This is a genomic window from Pseudomonas sp. PB3P13 (assembly GCF_054897735.1).
Genome location: NZ_CM142702.1, coordinates 3,258,648 through 3,281,450, shown reverse-complemented (window position 1 = coordinate 3,281,450; position 22,803 = coordinate 3,258,648). Strand labels below are relative to the sequence as shown.

At 58.2% G+C, this 22,803-nt stretch carries 17 protein-coding genes and 1 pseudogene; 7 read left to right on the top strand and 11 right to left on the bottom strand.

Annotated elements, in window-relative coordinates:
• Positions 1-13: 13 nt before the first annotated feature.
• Together ACYZT1_RS15080 and ACYZT1_RS15075 are read right to left on the bottom strand one after the other, a co-directional pair.
• On the bottom strand, positions 14-1,042 hold the full coding sequence (locus ACYZT1_RS15080) for an NAD-dependent epimerase (RefSeq protein WP_462015508.1): 1,029 nt from the start codon (positions 1,040-1,042) through the stop codon (positions 14-16).
• Complete coding sequence (locus tag ACYZT1_RS15075; RefSeq protein ID WP_462015507.1) at positions 1,039-2,388, bottom strand: UDP-glucose dehydrogenase family protein; 1,350 nt, start codon at positions 2,386-2,388, stop codon at positions 1,039-1,041. The genes ACYZT1_RS15080 and ACYZT1_RS15075 overlap by 4 nt, the downstream gene beginning before the upstream one ends.
• A gap of 388 nt (positions 2,389-2,776) precedes the next feature.
• Here ACYZT1_RS15075 and ACYZT1_RS15070 point away from each other — a divergent pair, with 388 nt between their 5' ends.
• The 6 genes from ACYZT1_RS15070 to ACYZT1_RS15045 all read left to right on the top strand — a co-directional run bounded on the left by ACYZT1_RS15070 (position 2,777) and on the right by ACYZT1_RS15045 (position 10,522).
• Positions 2,777-4,474 carry a sulfatase-like hydrolase/transferase gene (locus tag ACYZT1_RS15070; RefSeq protein WP_462015506.1) on the top strand — a complete coding sequence of 566 codons (1,698 nt, stop codon included), beginning with the start codon at positions 2,777-2,779 and terminating at the stop codon, positions 4,472-4,474.
• A 206-nt stretch (positions 4,475-4,680) separates the two neighbouring features.
• Positions 4,681-5,349: an ABC transporter ATP-binding protein gene (locus ACYZT1_RS15065; protein ID WP_462015505.1), complete on the top strand. Its 669-nt coding sequence runs from the start codon at positions 4,681-4,683 to the stop codon at positions 5,347-5,349.
• 1 nt (position 5,350) lies between these two features.
• Positions 5,351-7,822: an ABC transporter permease gene (locus ACYZT1_RS15060; protein ID WP_462015504.1), complete on the top strand. Its 2,472-nt coding sequence runs from the start codon at positions 5,351-5,353 to the stop codon at positions 7,820-7,822.
• Positions 7,812-8,879, top strand: a complete 1,068-nt coding sequence (locus ACYZT1_RS15055; protein WP_462015503.1) for a lipocalin-like domain-containing protein — start codon at positions 7,812-7,814, stop codon at positions 8,877-8,879. Before ACYZT1_RS15060 ends, ACYZT1_RS15055 begins: the two co-directional genes overlap by 11 nt.
• 63 nt (positions 8,880-8,942) lie before the next feature.
• On the top strand, positions 8,943-9,185 hold the full coding sequence (locus ACYZT1_RS15050) for a hypothetical protein (protein WP_462015502.1): 243 nt from the start codon (positions 8,943-8,945) through the stop codon (positions 9,183-9,185).
• Between the two features lie 344 nt (positions 9,186-9,529).
• Complete coding sequence (locus tag ACYZT1_RS15045; protein ID WP_462015501.1) at positions 9,530-10,522, top strand: formylglycine-generating enzyme family protein; 993 nt, start codon at positions 9,530-9,532, stop codon at positions 10,520-10,522.
• Positions 10,523-10,557: 35 nt separating this feature from the next.
• Here ACYZT1_RS15045 and ACYZT1_RS15040 read toward each other — a convergent pair whose 3' ends face one another.
• The 4 genes from ACYZT1_RS15040 to ACYZT1_RS15025 form a co-directional block, all read right to left on the bottom strand.
• Complete coding sequence (locus ACYZT1_RS15040; protein ID WP_462015500.1) at positions 10,558-13,068, bottom strand: LysM peptidoglycan-binding domain-containing protein; 2,511 nt, start codon at positions 13,066-13,068, stop codon at positions 10,558-10,560.
• 18 nt (positions 13,069-13,086) lie between these two features.
• Positions 13,087-13,920, bottom strand: a complete 834-nt coding sequence (locus tag ACYZT1_RS15035; RefSeq protein ID WP_462015499.1) for a DUF4123 domain-containing protein — start codon at positions 13,918-13,920, stop codon at positions 13,087-13,089.
• On the bottom strand, positions 13,913-15,994 hold the full coding sequence (locus ACYZT1_RS15030; RefSeq protein WP_462015498.1) for a type VI secretion system Vgr family protein: 2,082 nt from the start codon (positions 15,992-15,994) through the stop codon (positions 13,913-13,915). The genes ACYZT1_RS15035 and ACYZT1_RS15030 overlap by 8 nt, the downstream gene beginning before the upstream one ends.
• A 131-nt stretch (positions 15,995-16,125) precedes the next feature.
• Positions 16,126-16,641, bottom strand: a complete 516-nt coding sequence (locus ACYZT1_RS15025) for an Hcp family type VI secretion system effector (protein WP_462015497.1) — start codon at positions 16,639-16,641, stop codon at positions 16,126-16,128.
• A 398-nt stretch (positions 16,642-17,039) separates the two neighbouring features.
• Between ACYZT1_RS15025 and ACYZT1_RS15020 the strand changes: the two genes are divergently transcribed.
• Complete coding sequence (locus tag ACYZT1_RS15020) at positions 17,040-17,717, top strand: type 1 glutamine amidotransferase domain-containing protein (RefSeq protein ID WP_462015496.1); 678 nt, start codon at positions 17,040-17,042, stop codon at positions 17,715-17,717.
• A gap of 51 nt (positions 17,718-17,768) precedes the next feature.
• Here the strand turns inward: ACYZT1_RS15020 and hglS are convergent, their stop codons facing one another.
• From hglS to astA, 5 genes and pseudogenes are all read right to left on the bottom strand, one after another.
• The gene (gene hglS, locus ACYZT1_RS15015; protein ID WP_462015495.1) at positions 17,769-19,160 is read right to left on the bottom strand and encodes a 2-oxoadipate dioxygenase/decarboxylase HglS; all 1,392 of its coding nucleotides are present in this window, start codon (positions 19,158-19,160) and stop codon (positions 17,769-17,771) included.
• Positions 19,161-19,270: 110 nt separating this feature from the next.
• Entirely contained in the window at positions 19,271-20,227 is a 957-nt protein-coding gene (locus tag ACYZT1_RS15010) for an alpha/beta fold hydrolase (RefSeq protein WP_462015494.1), read from the bottom strand.
• 51 nt (positions 20,228-20,278) lie between these two features.
• Positions 20,279-20,659 (bottom strand): annotated as a pseudogene (locus tag ACYZT1_RS15005) (flavin-containing monooxygenase); the annotation flags it as partial.
• Positions 20,660-20,721: 62 nt separating this feature from the next.
• On the bottom strand, positions 20,722-21,591 hold the full coding sequence (locus tag ACYZT1_RS15000; RefSeq protein ID WP_462015493.1) for an isocitrate lyase/PEP mutase family protein: 870 nt from the start codon (positions 21,589-21,591) through the stop codon (positions 20,722-20,724).
• A 135-nt stretch (positions 21,592-21,726) separates the two neighbouring features.
• Positions 21,727-22,761, bottom strand: coding sequence for an arginine N-succinyltransferase (astA, locus tag ACYZT1_RS14995; RefSeq protein WP_462015492.1), 1,035 nt, complete (start codon positions 22,759-22,761; stop codon positions 21,727-21,729).
• Between the last annotated feature and the right edge of the window lie 42 nt (positions 22,762-22,803).

The window sequence follows — 22,803 nt, the reverse complement described above, 5'->3', positions numbered from 1 at the left end:
CTGGGTTCAGCCGCTAGCGGCGCGTTGGCGATAGCAGTGGGTAGTACGAGCGGTACCAGGCGATAAAACGCCCAAGCCCCTCATCCAGCGCTATACCGGGCTGGAAACCGGTCGCCTGGGCCAGGTCGCTGGCATCGGCGCAGGTGTTGAGCACATCGCCGGGTTGCATGGGCAGCAACTCGACCACGGCTTTTTGTCCAAGGTGTTTTTCCAGCAGCGCCAGGTATTCCTTGAGTTCCACCGGGTGCTGACCGCCGATGTTGTAGATCCGCCACGGGGCCATGCTGCTGGATGGATCGGGCTGCTCGCGATTCCATTCAGGTGCGGCGTGCGGCGGCAGGTCGATCAGGCGAGCGATGCTCTCGATGATGTCGTCGATGTAGGTGAAGTCGCGCTGGTGCTCGCCGTAGTTGAACAGCTTCAGCGGCGTGCCTTCGGCGATTGCCCGGGCAAACTGGATGGGTGACATGTCCGGCCGGCCCCACGGCCCGTACACGGTAAAAAAGCGCAACCCGGTGCAGGGGATGTTGAACAGGTGGGCGTAACTGTGCGCCATCAGCTCGTTGGCTTTTTTGGTCGCCGCGTAGAGGGACAGCGGGTGATTGACGCCGTCTTTCACCGAATAAGGGGTGGTCTGGTTGGCGCCGTACACCGAGCTCGAGGAGGCGTAGATCAGGTGCTTGACCGGGTGATTGCGGCAGCTCTCGAGAATATTGAGGAAACCGCTCAGGTTGCTGTCGACATAGGCCCGTGGATTTTCCAGCGAGTAGCGCACCCCGGCCTGAGCCGCGAGGTGGATGACCACCTCGGGTTTCTCTTCGGCAAACAGGGTTGCGATGGCCGACGCGTCGGCCAGGTCAAGCGTAGCGAGCTGGAAGGGGCCGACCTGCTCCCGCACCCAATTCACCCGATCGTGTTTGAGCTGCGGGTCGTAGTAACTATTGAAGTTATCCAGGCCAATGACCTCGTACCCGTCGCGCAATAACCGCAACACACAGTGGGCACCAATGAAGCCAGCGGCTCCGGTGACAAGAATCTTCATGGTTGCAAAGCCTCGGGAGCAATGTGGCGCAGGCCGATGCCGCTGTAATGCAAGCCCGCCGCTGCTACGTGTTCTGGGTTGTAGAGGTTGCGGCCGTCGACGATGACCTTCGAGCGCAGCTTGCCGGCCAGCAGGTCGAAGTCGACCACGCGAAAGTTTTTCCACTCGGTGCAGATCACCAACGCGTCGGCGTCTTCCAGGGTGTCGTCGCGGGTCGCGCACAGGTGCAGGTCGTTGCGGTAGCCGTAAATGCGCCGGCATTCGGACATGGCTTCCGGGTCGTAGGCCTGCACGCTCGCGCCTTCGGCCCACAGCGCCTCCATCAGGTAGCGGCTGGGCGCTTCGCGCATGTCATCGGTGTTGGGTTTGAACGCCAGGCCCCAGATCGCAATGGACTTGCCGGCCAATCCTTCAGGGAACTGCGCTTTGAGTTTGCCGAAGAGGATGTGGCGCTGACTGTCGTTGACATCGGTCACGCTGCGCAGCAACCGCAGCGGCATGCCGTTGTGTTCGGCGGTGTGCAGCAGGGCGCGCAGATCCTTGGGGAAGCACGAACCGCCGAAGCCGCAACCGGGGTAGATGAAGTGGTAGCCGATGCGCGGGTCCGAACCAATGCCCTTGCGCACCGCTTCGATGTCGGCGCCGAGCAATTCGGCGAGGTTGGCCAGCTCGTTCATGAAGCTGATGCGCGTGGCCAGCATCGCGTTCGCCGCATACTTGGTCAGCTCGGCACTGCGGTTGTCCATGAACATCAGTTTTTCGCGGTTGCGGCAGAAGGGCGCGTAGAGTTCGGCCAACTGGTCGCGGGCCTGATCGTCATCGGTGCCAACGATGATCCGGTCGGGGCGCATGCAATCGGCGAGTGCACTGCCTTCCTTGAGAAATTCCGGGTTGGAAACCACCCGCACTTTGAGGGATTTGCCGCGGCGTTGCAGTTCTTCGTTGGCGGTGGCAGCCACCTGGTCTGCGGTGCCAACCGGCACGGTGGACTTGATGATCAGCGTGCGGTCCGCCTCCATGTGGTTGGCGATCTGCCGGGCGACGTTGAGCACGTGACTGAGGTCGGCGGAACCGTCTTCATCGGCCGGTGTACCGACTGCAATGAAGATCAGCTCGCCATGCTCGACCGCGTCGCTGGCTTGGGTGGTGAACAGCAATCGACCGGCTTTGATGTTCTCTTCCAGTGTGCCGGACAGGCCCGGTTCACTGATCGGCGGTACCGCTTGCTGCAGTTGTTTGATCTTGTTTGGATCAATGTCGACACACAAAACACGATGTCCGACATCGGCCAGTGCCGCTGCTTGTATCAGGCCAACGTAGCCCGTACCAAATACGCTCACGTCCATATTGGCGTGCCTCGTAAGACGGTGGAGAATTCAGAATTGAGACTGTCAGAAGGGGTATAGACCAGCCGTGGGAAATCGTGTCAGCAAAATGACATGTTGTAGTGCTACTTACGGGCGTGTTTTGCCGGCGATTGGCCATCAAGTGCTTGCCACTGCTGCATCTGCCGCATTTTTAAGGGGTTTATGAGAGTTTCAACAAAGCGATGAACGGTCGCAGGCCCGGAAATACCTGCCTTGCAGAGAAGTGAGTGTGTCAGAATTGAGTCAACGGTTTTTTGACGCTTTCGCAAAATATCCGGCGTTTCTTGCTCTTTAGTGGCCCGGTGCTAGTGTCAAAATCTGGCCGACAAACTCTTGGCCTGTTGCCTGGACGAACTTCGGAAAGACTATGATTCGATACCTCAAAGAACTGTTCCTGGTTGTCTATTTACTCCAGTTTTACGACTACTATTTCGAGCGCCTGAGCGCCATGGGCATCGGTTTTCCTGTGCTGCTTTACGGCGGTATGTTTGTTGTTCTGACGGTGGCGCTGTTCATGACTGCGTACATTCGTCAGACGCTGATTCGTTATCTGTTTGCTCTGGCGATGTTCGGCTCGGCGGTGTTCTTTGACGTTTACACCCGCGTCACGGCTGATTACCTCACTTACAGCAGCTTCGTCTCGCTGGTTTATTCCGGTGGCTTTATCGAAGAAGCGGCGTACCAATACCGCGAGGCGATTTTCAATGGGCTGCTCAGCGGCTTGCTGTTGCTGTTCGGCATTGCGCTGAAACCGCGTCGGCGCATGCCTCTGCCGGGCGGGTTGCTGGTAGCGGCGCCGGTGCTTGGTGTGATGCTGCTCAGCGCTGTGCTGTTCGTGCGCGCCGGGGAGGGCGCGCGCGGCTTGCCGGTGATGTTCACGCCGCTGGCGTACCTCAATCTGTTTGCTTACGAATCGCTGCACAACACGGTCGGACCGCGCGAATCGGTCACCCTGGCACGCGCCGACCGTCCGGTAGGGCACGACATCGTGCTGATTATCGATGAGAGCATTTCCGGCAATTACCTGGACATCAACGCGCCGTTCGGCGTGCACAGCAACCTCAAGTCCCCACCGCGGGGCGTGGAGATTTTCAATTACGGCTACGCCGCATCGATTGCCAACTGCAGCGTCGACACCAATGTCACGCTGCGTTACGGCGGTACGCGCGCCGACTACGTGCGCATCAACAGCACGCTGCCGTCGATCTGGCAGTACGCCAAAAAGGCCGGTTTGAGCACGGTGTATATCGACGCGCAGACGACGGGCGGTCATCTGCAGAATCTGATGAAAGAGTCGGAAAAAAACGACATTGACGAGTTTGTGCAATTTGATCAGACCAGCGTGCTTGAACGTGACATGGCCGCCGCCGCGAAGCTGATCGAGTTGATCAACGATGACCGCGCGCAACTGGTGTTGATCAACAAGGTGGGCGCGCATTTTCCGGTGCATGACAAGTTTCCGGATGCGTTCATGGCGTATCGGCCAACGCTGCCTCGCGGGCAGTATGTAGAGGTGGCGGAAACCGGCAAACGCGATGGTTTTGATGGCAAGCCGGATGACTGGTTGCTGTATCGCAACGCCTACAAGAACACGCTGTTGTGGAATGTTGGCGAGTTCTTTTCGCGGCTGTTGACCCAGGGGCATTTGAACAATGCCGTGGTGATTTACACCTCGGACCATGGCCAGGATTTACATGAGCGCGGCAATCCCGGCTTGAACACCCATTGCGGCGGTAACCCGGTGGACGAGGAGGGGCTGGTGCCGCTGGTGGTGATTCAGGGCAGCGATCTGAAGACTCTCGACTGGCAAGCCCAATTGCCTGGCAACAAGGATCGCTCCAGCCACTACAACATCTTCCCGACCCTGTTGCAGCTGATGGGCTATGACCTGGGCGGGATCGAGTCGGTGTATGGCAAACCGCTGACGGTGCCGACCGAGGATGCGTTCACTTTCAACTATCGCTTCAATGCGCGACTGGGGGCGAAGCCGGAGTGGAAGCACATCGACTTGAACAACATTGTCACGCCGACCAAGGCGCCTGCGGATGTGGTGGTGGGGCAATAGATTTGCGTACGCGGGCCGGGCCCCTTCGCGGGCAAGCCATGCTCCCACAGGATGTGCGAGCCCCGTAAGAGCAAGGCTTGCCCGATTCCGGTGAGCATGGTTTTGCGCAGATTCCTGTGGGAGCGTGGCTTGCCCGCGAAGAACGATGACGCAGTCCACCTGCCGTCCGCTATCCTAGGCTCACTGCATCCAGCGAGCCTCTCCCCATGCTTCAGGTTCAAGGCGTCTTCAAAAGCTACGCCACTCCCCAAGGCCCATTGCCGGTATTGCAAGGCATCGACCTCAGCCTGAAACCCGGCAGCAGCCTCGCACTGATGGGCGAATCCGGCAGTGGCAAAAGCACCTTGCTGCACCTGATCGCCGGCCTCGACAAAGTCGATCGCGGCAGCATCCGCAGCGGCGACCATCATCTGGAACACATGAGCGAAGCACAACTGGCCACCTGGCGCCGCACCGAAATCGGCCTGGTGTTTCAGCAATTCAACCTGATCGGCAGTCTTCGCGTCGAAGACAATCTGGCATTTCAGGCGCGCCTCGCCGGCCGCCATGATCCGCGCTGGCAAGCGCATCTGGTGCAACGCCTGGGCCTGGCTGATTTACTCGAGCGCTACCCCGAGCAACTTTCCGGCGGCCAACAACAACGCGTCGCACTGGGCCGGGCGTTGGCCTCCAAACCCAGGCTGCTGCTGGCCGACGAACCCACTGGCAGCCTGGATGAAAGCACCAGCGACGAAGTGCTGAAGTTGCTTCTGGAACTGCTCGACGACAGCCCGACCACTCTGTTGATGGTCACCCACAGCCACAGAGTTGCAGCGCGACTGGCGGAAAAAGTGATCCTGCACCGTGGCCGTCTGGCCAGCGCAGACGAGCGCTGACGTGCGGGTTTTTCGCGAGACTTTGCGCGCGCTGCTCAGCCACTGGCGGCAGCACCCGGTGCAATTTTTCAGTGTACTGACCGGGCTGTGGCTCGCCACCAGCCTGCTCACGGGCGTGCAAGCACTGAACAGTCAGGCGCGGGAAAGTTATGCCCGGGCCAGTCAACTGATTGGTGGCGAACCCCAGGCCAGCCTCGCCACCCCGAGCGGCGCGACGTTCTCCCAGCAACTGTTTGTCGACCTGCGCCGCGCCGGCTGGCCAGTGTCACCCGTGTTGCAAGGTCGGGTGACGCTGGAGCGCCATGAAGGGCAACGCTTGCAGGTGATGGGCATCGAACCGGTGTCGTTGCCGGCCGGTTCCGCAGTGGCCGGCCAGACTCTGCCCATCGAGCAGATTGTCGAATTTTTCACGCCCCCGGGCAGCACCTGGATTTCGCCGCAGACGTTGCAAGCCTTGGGCCTGAGTGAAGGCGACCAGCCGCAGAGTTCGAACGGTATGAAGCTGCCGCCGCTGCGCAGCCAGACCGACATGGCGCCGGGCATGTTGCTGGTGGACATCGGTTTCGCCCAACAGGTCCTCGGCTTGCCGGATCAGCTTTCGCGCCTGCTGTTGCCGAAGGATTTCAGCGCGACGTTGCCCGAGTCATTCAAGGGGCAGCTGCAACTGAAAACCAGTGACGAGGAGAACAATCTCTCGCGCCTCACCGAAAGCTTTCACCTTAACCTCGACGCCTTGGGCTTTCTCTCGTTCGTGGTCGGCCTGTTCATCGTGCACGCCGCGATCGGGCTGGCACTGGAGCAACGCCGCGGTTTGCTGCGAACCCTGCGCGCCTGCGGTGTCAGCGCGCGAATGCTGATCACTTGTCTGGTCGTTGAGCTGGGCGCGTTGGCGCTGATCGGCGGCCTGTTCGGGGTCGTCAGCGGCTACCTGCTCGCCGGCGTGCTGTTGCCGGATATCGCCGCCAGCCTGCGCGGTTTGTACGGCGCCGAAGTGGCGGGGCAGTTGCACCTCAGTGTCGGCTGGTGGTTGAGCGGCATTGGTCTGAGCCTGCTCGGTGCATTGCTGGCCGGCGCCAGCAGTCTGTTACGCGCCGCGCGCTTGCCGTTGCTCGCCCTGGCCGACCCGCAAGCCTGGCATCAGGCTCACGCGCGCTGGCTACGTCGGCAGGGTTGGGTAGCTGCGATGGCAGGCGTAATCGCACTGTTGGCCTGGATCTTCGGCAACAGTCTGGCTGCGGGATTTGTGTTGATGGCGGCACTGTTGATCGGCGCAGCGCTGGCCTTGCCCGTGGTGCTCAGTGCCGTGCTGAAGTTAGTACTCAAACGCAGTCGCTCGGTGTTGGGCCAATGGTTTCTCGCCGATTGCCGACAGCAACTGCCGGCCCTGAGCCTGGCACTGATGGCGCTGCTGCTGGCGCTGGCCGCCAACATCGGTGCCGGCAGCATGACTGCCGGTTTTCGCGAAACCTTCAACAATTGGCTGGAACAACGGTTGACCGCCGAACTCTACCTCAATCCGCAAAACCCTACCCAGGCCAGCGAAATGCAAGGCTGGCTCAAGCAGCAACCGCACGTCAGCGCTGTGCTGCCCAATTGGCAAGTGTCGGTTCAATTGCAGGGCTGGCCGGCGGATGTCTTCGGCATGATCGACCATCCGACCTATCGCCAGCATTGGCCGCTGCTCGAAGCCCTTGGCGATGACCCATGGCACCGCTTGGCGAAAGACGACACGCTGATGCTCAGCGAACAACTGGCGCGGCGCCTCAAGCTAAAACTGGGTGATCACCTGACCATCCCCACGCCGGGCGGCATGTGGGCGCCGCAGATCATTGGCATCTACGCCGACTACGGCAATCCCAAAGGTCATGTGCTGGTCAACGTCGAGCACCTGCTGCGCGCCTGGCCGCAGGTGACGCCCAACCGCTTCAATTTGCGTATCGAGCCGACGTTGATTCCAGATTTTTTGAAGGCACTGGATTCACGCTTCGCGCTCGATGACAGCCGCATCGTCGATCAGGCGCGGCTCAAGGGTTGGTCCACGCAAGTGTTCGAACGCACCTTCGCCGCCACCGCTGCACTCAACAGTTTGACGCTTGCCGTCGCGGGCGTGGCCTTGTTCATCAGCCTGCTGACCCAGAGCCAAAGCCGCCTCGGGCAACTCGCCCCACTGTGGGCGCTGGGCGTGACGCGCCGGCAATTGATGTTGCTCAACCTGGGCCAGACGTGGCTGCTGGCAGTGCTGACCCTGGTGCTGGCGCTGCCCCTGGGTATTGCGTTGGCGTGGTGCCTGGACACGGTGATCAACGTCCAGGCCTTCGGTTGGCGCCTGCCATTACGCGTGTTCCCGCTGCAGTTGCTGCAGCTGATGGGGCTGGCGTTGTTGGCGACACTGCTCGCGTCGGCATGGCCGTTGTATTCGTTGTACCGCACGCAACCGGCCGATCTGCTCAGGACGTTTGCCCATGAGGATTAGATTTTGGGTGTTACTGCTGGCGTTGCTGTTAAGCGCCTGCGATGACTCTGCGCCGGTTGAAAAAGGTTTCGCCGGATTGGGCGGCGAGGCTGCCGCGTTCACGCCGGTGGTGCCTGAGCGTATCTTCAGTTTTCCTGCGGATCACGGGCCGCACGACGGTTTTCGCATTGAATGGTGGTACGTCACCGCCAACCTCAAGGACGATCAGGGGCGCGAATTCGGCGTGCAATGGACGTTGTTTCGCAGCGCCCTGAACGCGACTCCCGAAGTGCCGGGCTGGGCCAATCAACTGATCTGGCTCGGGCACGCGGCCGTGACGTCGGCGACCCAGCACCGTGCCGCCGAACGCTACGCCCGCGGTGGCGTCGGGCAAGCGGGTGTAACCCTGGGGCCGTTCAACGCGTGGATCGATGACTGGCGGTTCAACAGCGAGGATTCAGACACCTTTACCGATCTGCAACTCAGCGCCCGCGACAAGGATTTCAGTTACCGACTGCACCTGACATCCACCCGTCCACTGGTGCTGCAAGGTGACAACGGCTTCAGCCAGAAATCCGAGCAAGGCCAGGCGTCGTATTACTACAGTCAGCCGTTTTTTCACGCTTCCGGCACCCTGGAAATCGACGGCACGGCTTACCAGGTCAGCGGTCCGGCCTGGCTCGACCGCGAATGGAGCAGCCAGCCCCTGACCGCGAATCAAACGGGCTGGGACTGGTTTTCGCTGCACTTGGAGACCGGCGAGGAAGTCATGCTTTACCGCATGCGCCACAAGACCGGTGAGCCTTACCTGACCGGCACCTGGATCGATGCGCAAGGCCGGACCCAGACATTGCACGCGTCCGATATAAGCCTCGTCCCGCAAAATACCGCTGAGGTTGCCGGGCGTTCGATGCCCGTGCGCTGGTCGGTGAAAATCCCCGGCAAACAACTCGATATCAACGTCGACGCGCTCAACCCCAACGCATGGATGGACTTGCGCTTTCCGTACTGGGAAGGCCCGGTGCGCCTGAGTGGTAGCCACGCAGGGCAGGGCTATCTGGAAATGACCGGCTATTGAATCGGAACTCTCGTGCGTGTCGCGTCCTCCTAAGTGAAGAAGCCCGATTACAGGAGTTCGCCCATGAGCGATGACCTCAAACTGCCTGACCTTGCCTCGTGGCAAAGGCTTTTTGACGACAAGGCGTATTGGCAACAATCGCCCGACGCGCACTACGCCGAATTATTACGTGTGGCTAACGACTTGCTAGGGCAAGGCGCCATCGACCTTGAGCAATGGCAGACACTGAAAGTCAAGGCCGAGCAGTCTCACAGAAACTCACCCGCTGAGAACGTCGCCCGCGAAGTCGACGATCCTGAAGCTTAGGGAGAACCATCATGAGTCGCGAACCGAAAGACACTGCGCAAGATCCTGAAGAACCGTACCCGCCGGGAGAGGTGGAGCGGGATAACGATGCACTGAGACCGACGGATCCGAAGCGGCGAGAGGAAAACGGCAAAGGGACTGAGAGTGGGGAGTCTACGGCGCAGGAGACTGCGGACAGGTCTTGAGTGCTTTTTGAAGTTTGGTGGTTTTGGATGAGCGACTTCGCCTAAGTTCGATTCCATAACTCACTATTATTTGTACTGTTCGCATCGCGCGACCCTTTGTTGTGCGGGCGGGGGATGTTAATGTTCAGTTCTTGATGCGTTTTTATAAGGATATTACCAGTGCTACGTCAGTTTTTACTCGCCTTGCCAGCCATGATGTTTCTGGGAGGCTGTGAGGCAGAATCCGGCCCTTTGTCCAGCAGCAAGAGCCTTGCACCGGAAAAAGTCGCGTCTATTGCAACTACTATTGAGAAAAAGTATCCAGATCTGTCCAAAGAGCTACGTGGCAGGGTGCTCAATACCGTTGTGCAGTCCATCGACAATATGGTGTTCGTCGAAGGCGGCCAGTTTGATATGGGCGATTTCGGGTGGGTTTGTGAGTATGACGAGAAGGATGTTTGCACTTGGCCTTGCGGTCAGGAGCCGGAACAGCTTTGTAATATTAGCCGCAATGATGATGACGATTTTGTGCATCCGGTAAAGTTGAGCTCTTACTATCTTTCAAAATTTCAGACTACCGTGCGTGATTTTGATATTTTCTTTATGGCGCAGGGAAAGGAGCTGTTTGATGCTAAACTCCGAGAGAGAGAAGACTTACAGAGCATGTACTCTCCCAAGCTTCCTGTCCCTACTAAAACATGGCAGGAAGCTAAGGGCTTCTGTCAGTGGATAGGGGACCTCAGTGGCTATGCCGTAGATCTCCCGACCGAAGCGCAGTGGGAGTTTGCGGCGAGAAATCGTGGGCAGCATATATTGTTTCCGACTGATAATGGGAGCCTGAATTTCGGTACGAATTTTCCAGTTGAAGGGGAGGGAGCGACTTTTTTTGTTGACAGGTTTCTTCCTAATCCTTTAGGTATCTATAATATGTCCGGTAATGCAACCGATTGGGTAAATGATTGGTATGGAAAGGATTATTACAAGGAATCTCCGATGGATAATCCGCAAGGTCCACAAAACGGGGAGCAGAAAGTAAAGCGGGGTTCAAATTATCCGGAAGCGCCCTTGTCCGCAGCTCCAGTTGTACGGCGCTGGCCTGAAAATCCAAATGAAGAGGCGTATTATCCAGGTACAAGTTTCCGCTGTGCGATTCAAACGGATAAGTCACTTTGAATATGCAATAAGAAGGCGCTACTAGGTGCCTTCTTTCATGCCAGACCATCAAAATTGATGCTGTGCTTTGCTGCAATCAATGTTTTTTCTTTGCGCCAAGGTGGGCTTGGACTCCATGCGAGCGTCCCATAATCAATGGTTGAACTGCTTATGTTTACTGTCAGCGTGTTGAGGAAACGGTTGAATTGCTGCTGTTCTGCGCCATCGAGTATGGAATTAAGACGGTCCAAGCTAGCCATGGCATTTACTTTCTTGCCGTTTTTTGAGCAGTGCTCTAGTGTTTCTATAAAGTGTCTCCAGCTACGCAAATGAGACAGCACTAAAACAATTGCTTGTTCTTGATCTTCAGCCCAGCTTTCCACAAAACTTTCAGTTAACAAATAGAGCATTGGTCCAATGGTTTGGGGTGGAAGCTTTTGAATGGGTATTATTTTCGTATCAATTTTTATTGATTGGTTTTTTATTAAATATGTTGCGAGTCGTTGTGCTTCCTGCTTCGTAGATTCTCTTTGTTTCCACCACAACGACATTTTTCTGAAGCCACCTTCAAAAGCGCTAGCAACAGATTGTCCTGGATTTGTAGCAATTTTGAATAAGCCGACTGCCATGTAGTTAAACGCATCTTCAGTTATCGCTAATTGATAATGAAAGTCTGCTTTAGACAGCGCATCGCAACATACATATATTAAATCAGCAATTTTCTCTAGGTCGACCGAGGTTCCAAAGCCACCACCCGCTCCAGGCCCAAAAACCAGGCTGGCTTTGCAGTTGATTGCCAAGCGGTTGGCGCTGATCTCGATACCAAAGTCGAAGCCGGCCCCAATACCCAGTGCCGCATTACCCTCAGCCTTAATTTCCACCAAACTCGACCAATCCGTACTCCCACTGTCGTTAGCTTGCCCGGCAGTGATCTTGCCTGTCCCTTGTTTGGTTGAATCAAGCCATTTCAATGTACCGGTCACAGTACCGCCGGCTTGCACGCCCGCGAAGGCGTTACCTTTGAGGCCCAAGCTGCCGCCGCGTTTTTTATCGACCGCCATGTCAGGGGGGCTCAACAGTGCTGTCGCACCAGAGGCTTCAACCTCTTTGGGCCTGTATTGTGCTTTGACACCGGCCTGCCCCTGTGCGCTGGCACCGAGGAAGCACGACAACTCCACTTTGCCATCGAATCGAAAGACGCCGATATCGCTGACCACTTCCTTACCTTCGGCATTGCGATAAGGCATGCGGACTACATAGCCGCCCTGATCAGGAAAAAAGCTCTTGAGCGCTACGGAGCCTTCAGCCAACGAGATCGCCGCACTGCCTTTGACGCCAACTTCGATGTTGCCTTTGCCGGGTTCCCAACTGTTGATGCCGGCACTGGCCGTGGCGGCAAACCGCAAGGCGTGGGCTTCGGCTGATACGGCGTATTTGGCCGAGTCCGCCTCGTTGGAAGTCCATGAACACTCTTTGTGCAGAGCATTGAGCAGGTTGTCGTCCTTGCTCGTCCATGAAGTGAACTTGGCTTCCAAACTGCCCAGAGGACTGGTTTTTCGGCCATCGCTAACAGCGCTACGAATGTCCTTGATCAGATCTTTGGCGAGATTTTTATCGAGCGGCTTGCCATGCATCACCGTGGTAGGAACTTTGAGGCGCCACGTGAGCTGCTCTCTAGTGCGGACAGGAATGTAGTGGCGGCGGGTGGGATCACGGAAGGATATGTATTCAACCACGGTGATGCCGGTTTTTACCTGCTTGCCATTCTGGGTTTCCGTGCCTTTGCCCTTGCCGTGTTTGATGTCAGGTGCTGCACCCTGGGCACTGGTGGAGCTGTCGCCAGCTTCGATCTTGCCCTGTGTTGCAATCCGGGTACGCAGAGACTGAATCTCTGCGTTTAATTCGGCGATTTTTTTTGCCTGCAAGCCTTTCCAGTTACTTTCCATATAGCTGCCTTCCAACGCGGCCTTCGGCGTGTAACGCTGATACCAATCACGGGCCTGTTGCACGGTCGCCAGTTGGCCCTGCAAATCCTCCTTGCGCTCGATTACGGTTTTAGGTTTTTCCACCGGAGGCTCGGATCGCTGGAGTAGGCCTGCCTCTTCGGCCTTGGCGTTCCATGCGTCTTTGACGCAGCGGCTGCAACGGCAACTGCCCTCAGGATCTTTGGTCTTGGCACATTGGCTGGCCTCGGTCGCCTTGGTCAGATTCTGATGCAGTTCGTCCATGAGTGTTTTGACAATGTCTGACTGCTGCTTCAGCACGGTCGATTCTTTTTCCGTCAGGACGTAAAAGTGCTCTTCGCCGGTGATATGGATGACTTCGACCAGTTCATCTTTGCAATCGACTGCACCCTTGACGGCGGTAGTACTCTGGTTGTCCGCGTGCTTGGGCGGCGGCACTGCGTTGACCGAAGTGGAGGGCAATTTCAACACCCAGCTGCTCTTGATGTGGCTGGGGTCGGTAATGATCGGATTCAGTGCCCGCAGCTCTGCCACGGAGCATTTGTTAGCGGCGGCAATGCTGCCCAGAGTGTCGCCGCTCTTAACAGTGTAGGTGTTGCTCATTGCTCGTCGTCCTTGTGATTACAGACTTTCCAGTTGATTCAGCTTGTCGCCCAGTGCGACGTCGTCACGTGCCAGCAACGCGGCGGCTGGAGCGTGATCCCAGAAACTGTCACCGCGCTGAATGGCCAAGCGAAGCCATCGTTCCTGATCGGCCATTAGTTCATAGCCGATGTCCCGCCCGGCCAGCAATTGACGATGGACAAATTCGATGCTGCCGTCCGTGGGTAAAACTTCGTGGTAGTCAGCCGCCAAGCGGGTCGCTATGACCTTCAACCGGCTCTGTTCAACCAATTCCTGACGCTCGGGGCTCAGGTACAACCATGCTGGTGGCTGGACGGCCGCTTCCGGACTTTGAGTCGCTTTTGCGTAGTATCGCCAGCCGATTTCGTTACGCCATGCGAGGCCACTGAACGGCCCAATGAACTGCCTTTGCTCGGTCTCAGGGAGCGAGAGCAGTAATGGCTCAAGCCAGCGCGGATCGAAAAATCGCATCATTTGCAGTGGTTCTTCGTCAGTTCGTACCGTGAGCAGGCTGCGCCAGTGTTCAACGCCCTGATCCAACAATGCTGAATTACTCAACCACGCGACACACCCGGCGTTAGTCTGCTCCAGTAACATACTGATATAGGGCGCGGCGGCCTGGTTTTCCGGGTACATGACAACGTAAGGGCCGGCAGACTGCAGTTCTGTGTATGGGGTATTTGTGAACAGCGGAATACAGGTTGGCCGGAATTGTTCATCTCTCCGGAGTAGCTGGCCGAGCAGTTCCGGATCAAAACTGCTATCCAAAATCAGGCACATCACTCCCGCGGACACAGGTTGCGTGAAGGGCGACGATATTGAATCAATCATGCTGTCTGCCTGCAGGTTGATGAATTGGGCAACGGCCTGAGGCATCGAGGTGGCAAGAAGGCGTCGGTAGCAGCACACCAATTTTGGATTGTGCTTTATACGACGCAAGCGATGGCGCCACGACCTCCCCAGCCTTATCCACATCCGCCTGCTTCAACACCCCCGGCAACAACGGCGCCGCCCCGGTCCCAATGCCCGGACTGCCCCCGGAGTTCATATTGATCACTGGCCCACTCAACGTCACGCCACCGGCATCGATCTTGATAAAGCTGCCGCCGCCCTTGAGTGTCAGCTCGCTGCCGGCTTCGAGAACCACTTTCAAACCGCTGCTCAGGTGGATTTCCTGGCCGGCTTCGATGAACTGCCCGGTACCCACCTTGATGTGTTGGTTAACACCCACGGTGAGGTGATCGTTAGCACGAGCTTCAACCTTGCGGTCGGCATACACCGTGTGGTGTTCCTCGGCTTTGAATTCCGTGTAGCTGTTCTTCTCGACCGTGTCATGGCGCTCGTTGCCAACGCGAATCTTCTGGTCACGCTCGACGTTTTCGTCCCAGTCACGCTGGGCGTGCAGGAAGATTTGTTCCTGTCCCTTTTTGTCCTCGATGCGCAGTTCGTTGAAGCCCGCGCCTCCCGGAGAGCTGAGGGTTTTGAAGGTGGTGCGCGTTTTATTCGCCGGCAGAGGGTAGGGGACGACGTTTTCCTTGTGGAACAGGCAACCGCTGACCAGTGGTTGATCGGGGTCGCCTTCCAGAAACGTGACCAGCACTTCCATGCCAATGCGCGGGATGGCGATGCCGCCGTAGTGCGCGCCGGCCCAGGCGGAGGAGACGCGCAGCCAGCAACTGGTTTTGTCGTCGGCCTGGCCTTCGCGGTCCCAGTGAAATTGCACTTTGACGCGGCCGTATGGGTCGCAGTGGATTTCTTCGCCCTTGGGGCCGGTGACCACCGCGCTTTGGCTGCCGAGAATGCGCGGTTTTTTCCGGGTCAGCGGCGGACGGTGCGGCACGTCCCACGGCGTCGCCTGGAAGCGGTTGCGATAACCCTGATGGAAATCGTCCTTCAGCGTCGTGGTGTCGCTGGTCACCGACTCTTCCAGCACTTGCGGCTGTTTGCCTTCGTGCAGGATTTCCGTCAGCAGCCACAGGTCGTTCCATTTGGGCTTGGGGTGTTGAGTCAGGGCCAGAAAATGGCCGCTGACCAGTCGTGGCTCGTCACTTCTGCCTTCGGCCAGCTGGAAGTCGCTGCGGTGACGTTCAAGTGCGCGTTTGGCCAGGTGCTTGCCGCGTTCGCGGTCCACAAACCTGCCGGGGTAATCGTAGTCTTCGAGATCGGGGAGGGCGTCGCCACGGTTCTCGCTTTCCAGGGTCAGGCGCGGTTTTTCGAAGTCGTAATCGCGGCGGGTCGTGCGGCTGGTGCGTGTTTCCAGGCGCAGGTCGAAACGCTTGATCACCGGATCGCTGGCGACCAAACCGGAGTCTTGCTGATAGGCCACCGGGGCCAGTTTCGGGAACACCGTCTGGTCGTCGCCGAACACCAGTCTGTGGCCGGTGGCGCTGTGCTCGAAGTGGTAGTGAATCCCTTCTTCTTCACACAGGCGCTGAATGAACTGCAGGTCTGACTCGTCGTACTGAACGCAATAGATGCGCTCGGGATAAACCGCCCCGACCTTGAAGGCGTAGGCATTGCCTTGAATGCCGTGATCTTCAAGAACACTGGCGATGATTTTGGGCACCGTGAGGTTCTGGAAGATGCGTTGGTTGATGCGATGCGCGAGGTAGGACAGTTGTGGGCGCAGGGTCACGGCGTAACGGGTCAGGCGTTTGCCCGCATCACCCTGAGCGGCACGATAGATCTGGCCATGGATGCCGGTGCCATCAGGTGAGAGCTGCAAAAAGGCTGGCTTGTGCAGGATTGTTTCGAGGTCCAGCGCCGGTTTTTCGCTGACCAGTTGCACCTCGAACACAAAAGGCTGGCTGATGGCTTCCCGACCTTCCAGGGCAAGCACCTGAAAGTCGTGACCAAGACCTTCTATGGTCAGGGCGAAGTGAGTCTGATTGGCCGGCGCGAACATCCCTTGTTCCTCGTGCTGTACAGCGGCGTTTGCCAAGACCTGAAAAAAGAATCAGCAGACGCAAAATTCTGGAGAGGCGAAAACAACATCGACCAGCAGTGCTGGCCGATGCTTTAGACGGTCGGCCTGATTCAGACGACCGGGGAACGCCAGTCATCGGAACCCGAAGTGCCGGATACTTCGTGCGTCCAGGTAATTTTGCGGTAGGTGAACTGCACTTCTTCCAGGTGGGTGAAGTGCGAGTTGCCTGGATCTTGGCAGTTGTGCATTTTGTTGTTGATGGCGACGATGATCGCGTCTTCCAGTTTGGTGGTGTAGTAGTGCTCTTGGGTACCTTGAGCCGAAGTACGGAACCACTGGATAACGATTTCGCTCATGCGCTCGCCGGAGGTCAGCGCGGCTTGCAGCAGTGGCGAAGCCTTGTCGTAGACCTTGGTGATCACGACTGGCTTGTGAACGCGCTGACCGGTCGGTTGGCCGGACTGCGGGTCGCGCGGGATGATCACGTCGTGGCTGAACGCCTGAACCATGACCTGGTCTTCGTGACCTTCCTGATAGGTGTTGCCAACGGAGTCAGCAGTGAAAGCGCCGGCAGTGATCAGGCCTTGTTTCTCGCCGGTGACGGACATGTACGCTGGTGTAGCCATGGGTGTGCTCCTTGCTGAAAAAATGAAGATGCCCGGGAGGCGGTATCGCCCGGTGGGTACCACAGCGTTATCAAGGAGCGTGCCAGCCAGGCGCAGTGTCCCGTAAATCAAGGCTTGCCGGACGGTTCGCACGCATCGCCGGCCTTGGCGCCTGGGGATAACCATGAGATGTGCGCAAGAAGTTGCGCAGTGCTGCGCAACTTCTTGCGCACTGAGCTGCAGGGCCTGCCCCGTCGCATGCTCAGCGGGGTTCGGCAACGTTTAGAACGATCCAGTGCGCAACTTCTTGCGCATCAAGGCTGCAAGCCATCACGCTGAAACGTGCAACGAACGGCACAACCCCAGGGTCCAACCCAGCGCCAGGCTAACTGAACACCTACCTATTCAAGGAGCGCGACATGAAAATCCTGATGGTCTTGACGTCCCACGATCAGTTGGGCGACACGGGTAAGAAAACCGGCTTCTGGCTGGAAGAATTTGCCGCACCGTATTTTGCTTTCAAGGATGCAGGCGCGCAGCTGACCCTGGTTTCTCCCAAGGGTGGTCAACCACCGCTTGATCCGAAAAGCGATGAGCCGGACGCACAAACCGCATCGACCGAGCGTTTTCGCCAGGACGCAGCCGCCCAGTCGGCATTGGCCTCAACCGGCTTGCTGAGCAGCGTGCGCGCGGATGACTACGACGCGGTGTTCTACCCGGGCGGCCACGGTCCATTGTGGGATCTGGCTGAAGACCCGGTTTCGATCGCGTTGATCGAGGCGTTTTTCCAGGCCGGCAAGCCCGTGGCTGCGGTCTGTCACGCGCCGGGCGTGCTGCGTCACGTCAAGGACGCGGACGGTCAGCCTCTGGTCAAAGGCAAGCGGGTGACGGGTTTCACCAACAGCGAGGAAGAGGCGGTGCAGTTGACCGATGTCGTGCCGTTCCTGGTGGAGGACATGCTGAAGGAGAAGGGTGGCGATTACACCAAGGGCGCTGATTGGGCCAGTTATGTAGTGGCCGACGGCCTGCTGATCACCGGGCAGAATCCGGCGTCCTCGGAGGCTGCGGCCGAAGCGTTGCTGGCAACCCTCAAGTAGCACAGGCATTTAGCAGCTGGCGCAGCCTGCGTCAGCCGCTGCAAAAAACCATTACCTGATCGGTGCAACGCCGAGAGCCAAATAGCAATCGTCGATCGAACGTCGCTGCGTCTCGGCGTACAAACCCAGTTCGTCAATCGTCGGCCGGCCCAGTGCAGTTTCAAACGCCTGCCGATTGGAATGCTCACGGTAATGGATCTGTGCCGCATCCCCCAGATTCGACTGAAAAATCCCTGCCGCGCTGACGGGCAGGAAATCTTCGTACACCAGCGGCTCCACTCGCACGTGGCCATCGTGCAGCAGGTCCTCGAGCGATGCATCACCCAGGCCGTCCGCCGACAGGCCTTCTTCCGTCACGAAGTAGCGAAAGTACGCCAGTTGCTGTCGGCGCATCCCTTCGACGCTGTCAGGAAATTCGCTGAAGTGCTGCGTCATCAGCGCGTTGTAACGTGCGGCATTGCCTTCGTTGGGGAAGTCATGCAATTCGTCGCGGGCGGCGCTGAGCAGGCGATCGTAAAGCGCCCGGCCTTTGGGTGTAAGGGCAGCGCCGCGTTGTTCGATTTCTCCAAAACGGGCGCTGTGACTGCCGAGCGTGTTGCCTTGATCCCTGAAAGCCACGGGTTCGTCCAGCGCCTTGAAACTGGTCTGGCGCAACAGGATCGGGCAATGACGGCGGGGCGGTCCTTCGATGACTGCTTTGGGCGTGATGCCGTGGGCAGGCATGTGTGCCTGGACGATATCGATGTCGAGCGTGCGCGGTGTCAGGTGATTGATGTGCGGGCCTTTGAAGGCGACGACGTCTGCGATCAGCCGATGTTGCGCGCCAAGTTGCTGGTACTGCTCGGCTGTGACGGTGGCGCTGTGATGCCAGCGAAAGGTTTCCAGTGCCTGCTCGACGAAATCCCCGGCATCCTGTTCGCCAAGGCCTCCTTGTGCCTCGGCGCGCTCGATCAGCTTCAATGCCGCCGGTGTGAAGATCGAACGTTTATCCAGCACTGATTGCGCAAAAGCCCGCAGTTCTGGATCTTCGATCAATTCCAGACGCAGCAGCGAGGTAAACACCCGAAACGGGCTGACCTGCAACGCGGCTTCATGCACCGCGCGAAACGCAGTCGAATGCACCGGCACACCGGCTGGAGTCAAATCGTAGTAGCCGACAGGCTGCATGCCCATCACCGCAAATAGCCGGGCGAGGGTGGCCAGCTCTTCTGCGGTGCCAACCCGAATGGCGCCATGGCGTTCCAGGTCAAGACGCTGAATTTCGCCGGTGCTCTTCAATTGCCTGGCGACCTGCGGATCGCTGTCCAGCACATGACGATTGGTCTGTTCCACCAACGCCATCAGCGCGCCGTACAGCGGCACTTCTTCGCGGTACATGTCGGACATCGCTTTGGAGAAGCGCTGGCGGATCAGGTCAGGGCTGACGAAGCTCGGTGGGCTCATGAAAAAATTCCTGGTGCGGTGACATGGAGGTTGCGAGAAAAGATCGCAGCCTTCAGCGACGCCGACAAACGAAGAATCTTACGGACTTCATTCTGCAAAAGACTGGTCGCTCAACGCATGCGCTGATCCTGCGGACTTTCCAGACGTCGGGATGCCAGGAACTCTCGATACAGGCGCGCCGTGCCCGAAGGATCTTCCACCATGGGCATATGACCAATGCCTTCCAGCACCTCGACGCGCAGGTCTTCGATGCCTTTGCTCCAGACGGAGACGCTGCTCACATCGATCAAACGATCCTTGCGCCCCCACACCAGCAGTGCCGGGCATTTGATGTCGGGCAGTAGCGGCTCCATCGGCGGGCTCGCGCGAAAATCCCGGAAGATTTCTTCCAGATCCTCGCGGCAGCGTTGATAACGCCGGGCGACGGCGTCCAGTACCACGCCGGGCATCCAGGGTGGCTGGGCCATGGTCATCTCGTAGAACTGGCGGAATTCTTCCCGCGAACGGATCAGGAACGGGTTGTGACCCTTGGCCAAATGCCGCTCCAGATCGCTGGCCTCAGGCGCTGTGACGCCCGCCGGGTCGATCAAGGCAACGGAGGCAATCCGGTCCGGGTAAGTCGCCGCGAGCCACGCCGCCATGTAGCCGCCCATGGAGTTGCCGATGACATGGACCTTTTCCACCCCACACACATCCAGCAACTGAATCATCCGTTTGGCCTGCAACGGGATGTCATACCCGCCGCCCGCCTTGAAGCCGGTTTCGCCATGCCCTGCTATGTCAGGGATGATCACCCGGTAAGCGCCGACGAAATGCCGGGCAAAACGTAACCACAGGTTTTTGTCGGCACTGTAGCCGTGCAGCATCAATACGCTGCTGGAGGCTTCGTATGGCCCGCCTTGCCAAGTCGAAACGGTCATTTCGGAGATCGGCACGACAATCTTGTGCAGGCGATACAGCCTGGCTTCTGCCGCCATGCTCAAGTCATACAGCCAGTAACCGATCGCCGGATAACTCAACCAGCTCCAGGCCACGAATACCGCCAATGCAGCCAACAGTAAAAGCATCGTGCGCCTCCCTTGGGATGACTCTTGTTGAGATAGCTCTTTTTGAGAAGATCACGTCAGGATGTGATCGGAGGGTTTCAGCGCCCGGGTCAAGGGTAGTAGCTGAAACTGAATCCCGGAAACATCGCAATGACACGTCCGCTCCTGCTTTGATATCAACGGTGGCAGCCGCCGGATTTCCATACGGTGCGCTCCATTTCCCTGTGAATCATTTCAGTGTAGGTACGTTCCGCTTCGGCGCGTACTTCGATGCTGCACAAGCCGGGTTTTTTTAGCGTGGCAATGCAATCGATGATGTAGTTCATTCGCCCAAAAATCGCTGAGCTGTTTGCCGTTTTTTCTACTGACCGGGTAGGAAATGACCCCGTCGGTGGCGTCGTAACCGGTGGACCAACCGCTGCCGATGATCAATACCTGAAAGTCTGCATGCCTCTCCTCATTAACCCCAGCCACGTGCGCCGGGTTGTCGCGATGCAGTTCAATCCGGTTTCACATCACTCTTTGACGCTCATGAAGTCTTTGGCCCAACGAATGTATTCTTCAGGCTGCGTGTAGGTGTGTGTCAGTTCGGTCGCGCTCAGGTCCGAAGCCTGAGTGAAGATCTGTCGCTGTTCGCGCAGGCTGTCGTAAGTGGCTTTGATCGCTGCGAAGTAAGCACCATGGCCGTCAATGGTGACGCGCACGCCCAGTTCGGCCAGACGCTTGTCGTCGCGAAGCAACGGGTTGCCGTAAGTCACCAGCATCAGTGGGACGCTCAGGTGTTCGGCAATCTTTTCCAGTTGCTCGAAATCCTGCACGCCCACCATGCAGATCCCGTCAGCGCCGGCTTGCTGGTACTGCTGGGTGCGGCTGATGATTTCCTGTACCGGCAGGATTCCCGCATTGGTGCGGGCAATGATTGCCATCTCCGAATCGACCCGGGCTTCCAGGGCTGCGCGGATTTTGCCGACGCCTTCAGCGACCGAAATCAGATCGGTGGATTTGCGCCCGAATTGTGCGGGCAGCAGCGTGTCTTCAATGGTCAGCGCCGCGATGCCGGCCCGTTCCAGTTCGACGATGGTGCGCATCACGTTGAGCGCATTGCCGTAGCCATGGTCGGCGTCGGCGATCACCGGTAACTGAGCCACGCGGCCGATGCGTGTGGCCTGCTCCGCGAATTCGCTGAGGGTGATCAGGGCGAAGTCGGGCGCACCCAACACCTGCAAAGAGGCCACCGAACCGCCGAGGATGCCTACTTCAAAACCCAGGTCGGCGGCGATCCGCGCCGACATAGGGTCAAACACCGATGCCGTGTGATAGCAAGTAGTGGAAGCAAACAATTCACGAAAATTACGGCGCAAATCTTGATGAGAAAGCCGGGACATAGAGAGTTCCACCAATGGAATGGAAGGCTTGAGCAAAAGTGTCAACGCCGAAGAAACAAAAGGCTATCACGCAAGAGGGGCGGGAATGGTGACGAATTTAAGCGGTTTTCTGCCTGGCAGCTGGTTTTCGGGTCATCAGGCCGCTGCAGCTCGACGTTGCCGACCAGGGAACGGCACCGCGCGAATCGAATCACCGGGTTGCACTTGCAGGCGTTTGGCGGTGAGTCGATCAACCACCAGCGTGTTGCCTTCACGCCTCGCAGGCGCGGCAGTGATGCGGCAGTTTTGCAGGCGGCGATTGTGAATCAGCCACACCGGAGCTTGTTCGTCCGCAGCGCCGATGGCCAGGGAAAGAGACTGGCTATCGCGAACGGTGCGTATGTTCGACAGCTCAGCTTCGATCACCGGGCCCCCGTCAAAGATGTCGATGTAGCCATTGTGAGCGAACCCTTCATCGGTGAGGATTTTCAGCGCCGGCTCGATATTGCGATGTGGTTTGCCGATGGCCGCCTGTGCTTGTTCGGTGAGCAGGCAGGTGTACAGCGGTTGACGGGGCATCAATTCGGCGATGAATGATTTGCTGCCCAGTCTGGACAGGTGATCGGCATGGGAAAAATCCATTTTGAAAAAATGCCGGCCAAGGCTGTCCCAGAAGGGCGAACAGCCGTGCTCGTCGGCGCTACCGCGCAGCTCTGCAATCAACTTGTCGCCGAACAGTTCGGCAAATTCCGCCACGAACAGGAGCCGTGCCAGCGACAACAGACGCCCCTTGTGGCCGTGTCGTTGATCAGGTCGCAGGAACAGCGAACCTATTTCCGACTGCCCCGTCATTTCGTTATTGAGGAACAGCGTCGCAATTCGGCGTTGAATGCCCAGATCGGGTGATGAGCTGACCGTCTGCCCCACCCGATAATTGTACCAAGGCTCGCGCAGGCCCACGGCCCCGGTCAGGGCGCTGACCCCGAGCACTTGTTGATCGTCATCTTCCAGGACAAACAGGTAATCGGCATCTGCTCGCTCCACCTGCCCGGCGAAGGTCCGTTGCGCCCACCGCACCCGGTGGGCAAGGAGGTCTTCGGTGGCGGGCAGCGAGGTGAATCCGGGACCCGCCTGTTGCACCAGTGCCAGAAGGGCGGGCAGGTCGGTGCCCTGAACCGGTCTGACGATCATTGCGCAGCTTCCTTGACGCGCGTGCCGGTGCGCTGAGATCGG

Excerpts from the sequence above, each read along its gene's own strand:
- ACYZT1_RS15080 (WP_462015508.1), bottom strand. The coding sequence starts at position 1,042 with ATGAAGATTCTTGTCACCGGAGCCGCTGGCTTCATTGGTGCCCACTGT.
- ACYZT1_RS15075 (WP_462015507.1), bottom strand. The coding sequence starts at position 2,388 with ATGGACGTGAGCGTATTTGGTACGGGCTACGTTGGCCTGATACAAGCA.
- ACYZT1_RS15070 (WP_462015506.1), top strand. The coding sequence starts at position 2,777 with ATGATTCGATACCTCAAAGAACTGTTCCTGGTTGTCTATTTACTCCAG.
- ACYZT1_RS15065 (WP_462015505.1), top strand. The coding sequence starts at position 4,681 with ATGCTTCAGGTTCAAGGCGTCTTCAAAAGCTACGCCACTCCCCAAGGC.
- ACYZT1_RS15055 (WP_462015503.1), top strand. The coding sequence starts at position 7,812 with ATGAGGATTAGATTTTGGGTGTTACTGCTGGCGTTGCTGTTAAGCGCC.
- ACYZT1_RS15050 (WP_462015502.1), top strand. The coding sequence starts at position 8,943 with ATGAGCGATGACCTCAAACTGCCTGACCTTGCCTCGTGGCAAAGGCTT.
- ACYZT1_RS15040 (WP_462015500.1), bottom strand. The coding sequence starts at position 13,068 with ATGAGCAACACCTACACTGTTAAGAGCGGCGACACTCTGGGCAGCATT.
- ACYZT1_RS15035 (WP_462015499.1), bottom strand. The coding sequence starts at position 13,920 with ATGATTGATTCAATATCGTCGCCCTTCACGCAACCTGTGTCCGCGGGA.
- ACYZT1_RS15030 (WP_462015498.1), bottom strand. The coding sequence starts at position 15,994 with ATGTTCGCGCCGGCCAATCAGACTCACTTCGCCCTGACCATAGAAGGT.
- ACYZT1_RS15025 (WP_462015497.1), bottom strand. The coding sequence starts at position 16,641 with ATGGCTACACCAGCGTACATGTCCGTCACCGGCGAGAAACAAGGCCTG.
- ACYZT1_RS15020 (WP_462015496.1), top strand. The coding sequence starts at position 17,040 with ATGAAAATCCTGATGGTCTTGACGTCCCACGATCAGTTGGGCGACACG.
- hglS (WP_462015495.1), bottom strand. The coding sequence starts at position 19,160 with ATGAGCCCACCGAGCTTCGTCAGCCCTGACCTGATCCGCCAGCGCTTC.
- ACYZT1_RS15010 (WP_462015494.1), bottom strand. The coding sequence starts at position 20,227 with ATGCTTTTACTGTTGGCTGCATTGGCGGTATTCGTGGCCTGGAGCTGG.
- ACYZT1_RS15000 (WP_462015493.1), bottom strand. The coding sequence starts at position 21,591 with ATGTCCCGGCTTTCTCATCAAGATTTGCGCCGTAATTTTCGTGAATTG.
- astA (WP_462015492.1), bottom strand. The coding sequence starts at position 22,761 with ATGATCGTCAGACCGGTTCAGGGCACCGACCTGCCCGCCCTTCTGGCA.